This is a genomic window from Pseudomonas sp. CGJS7 (genome assembly GCF_036961695.1).
Genome location: NZ_JBAMDI010000279.1, coordinates 1 through 2530 on the forward strand (window position 1 = coordinate 1; position 2530 = coordinate 2530).

A 2530-nucleotide genomic window follows, 5' to 3' on the forward strand; every position below is an offset into this window, starting at 1 on the left:
CGACGTGTTTGTCTCGCAGTCAAGCGCGCTTTTGCCTTTATACTCTACGACCGATTTCCGACCGGTCTGAGCGCACCTTCGTACTCCTCCGTTACTCTTTGGGAGGAGACCGCCCCAGTCAAACTACCCACCATACACTGTCCTCGATCCGGATAACGGACCTGAGTTAGAACCTCAAAGTTGCCAGGGTGGTATTTCAAGGATGGCTCCATGAGAACTGGCGTCCCCACTTCAAAGCCTCCCACCTATCCTACACAAGCAAATTCAAAGTCCAGTGCAAAGCTATAGTAAAGGTTCACGGGGTCTTTCCGTCTAGCCGCGGATACACTGCATCTTCACAGCGATTTCAATTTCACTGAGTCTCGGGTGGAGACAGCGCCGCCATCGTTACGCCATTCGTGCAGGTCGGAACTTACCCGACAAGGAATTTCGCTACCTTAGGACCGTTATAGTTACGGCCGCCGTTTACCGGGGCTTCGATCAAGAGCTTCGCTTGCGCTAACCCCATCAATTAACCTTCCGGCACCGGGCAGGCGTCACACCCTATACGTCCACTTTCGTGTTTGCAGAGTGCTGTGTTTTTAATAAACAGTCGCAGCGGCCTGGTATCTTCGACCGGCATGGGCTTACGGAGCAAGTCCTTCACCCTCGCCGGCGCACCTTCTCCCGAAGTTACGGTGCCATTTTGCCTAGTTCCTTCACCCGAGTTCTCTCAAGCGCCTTGGTATTCTCTACCTAACCACCTGTGTCGGTTTGGGGTACGGTTCCCAGTTATCTGAAGCTTAGGAGCTTTTCTTGGAAGCATGGTATCAACCACTTCGTCGCCTGAAGGCAACTCGTCATCAGCTCTCGGCCTTGAAATCCCGGATTTGCCTAAGATTTCAGCCTACCACCTTAAACCTGGACAACCAACGCCAGGCTGGCCTAACCTTCTCCGTCCCTCCATCGCAATAACTGGAAGTACAGGAATATTAACCTGTTTTCCATCGACTACGCTTTTCAGCCTCGCCTTAGGGACCGACTAACCCTGCGTCGATTAACGTTGCGCAGGAAACCTTGGTCTTTCGGCGTGCGAGTTTTTCACTCGCATTGTCGTTACTCATGTCAGCATTCGCACTTCTGATACCTCCAGCAAGCTTCTCAACTCACCTTCACAGGCTTACAGAACGCTCCTCTACCGCATCATCGTAAGATGATACCCGTAGCTTCGGTGCATGGTTTGAGCCCCGTTACATCTTCCGCGCAGGCCGACTCGACTAGTGAGCTATTACGCTTTCTTTAAAGGGTGGCTGCTTCTAAGCCAACCTCCTAGCTGTCTAAGCCTTCCCACATCGTTTCCCACTTAACCATGACTTTGGGACCTTAGCTGACGGTCTGGGTTGTTTCCCTTTTCACGACGGACGTTAGCACCCGCCGTGTGTCTCCCATGCTCGGCACTTGTAGGTATTCGGAGTTTGCATCGGTTTGGTAAGTCGGGATGACCCCCTAGCCGAAACAGTGCTCTACCCCCTACAGTGATACATGAGGCGCTACCTAAATAGCTTTCGAGGAGAACCAGCTATCTCCGAGCTTGATTAGCCTTTCACTCCGATCCACAGGTCATCCGCTAACTTTTCAACGGTAGTCGGTTCGGTCCTCCAGTCAGTGTTACCTAACCTTCAACCTGCCCATGGATAGATCGCCCGGTTTCGGGTCTATACCCAGCGACTAAACGCCCTATTAAGACTCGCTTTCGCTACGCCTCCCCTATTCGGTTAAGCTCGCCACTGAATATAAGTCGCTGACCCATTATACAAAAGGTACGCAGTCACCTAACAAAGTAGGCTCCCACTGCTTGTACGCATACGGTTTCAGGTTCTATTTCACTCCCCTCTCCGGGGTTCTTTTCGCCTTTCCCTCACGGTACTGGTTCACTATCGGTCAGTCAGTAGTATTTAGCCTTGGAGGATGGTCCCCCCATATTCAGACAAAGTTTCTCGTGCTCCGTCCTACTCGATTTCATTGACAAGAGATTTTCGTGTACGGGGCTATCACCCACTATGGCCGCACTTTCCAGAGCGTTCCACTAATCTCAAATCAACTTAAGGGCTGGTCCCCGTTCGCTCGCCACTACTAAGGGAATCTCGGTTGATTTCTTTTCCTCAGGGTACTTAGATGTTTCAGTTCCCCTGGTTCGCCTCTTGCACCTATGTATTCAGTACAAGATAACCAGCTTGTGCTGGCTGGGTTCCCCCATTCAGAGATCTCTGGATCACAGTCTGTTTGCCGACTCCCCAAAGCTTATCGCAGGCTACCACGTCTTTCATCGCCTCTGACTGCCAAGGCATCCACCGTATGCGCTTCTTCACTTGACCATATAACCCCAAGCAATCTGGTTATACTGTGAAGACGACATTCGCCGAAAATTCGTACGTTGCTCTTTCGAGCAGAACTCACAAATTTTACCTTAGCCTGATCCACCAGCAGTGAAACTGGTGTTCAGTCTATATCTATCACATATCCGAATTTTTAAAGAACGATCTGACAAAAG

At 50.9% G+C, this 2530-nt stretch carries 1 rRNA gene; it reads right to left on the reverse strand.

Annotation, left to right across the window (positions count from 1 at the left end):
• A 23S ribosomal RNA gene (locus tag V7787_RS52640) occupies nucleotides 1-2354 on the reverse strand; the annotation flags it as partial.
• Nucleotides 2355-2530: the final 176 nt, after the last annotated feature.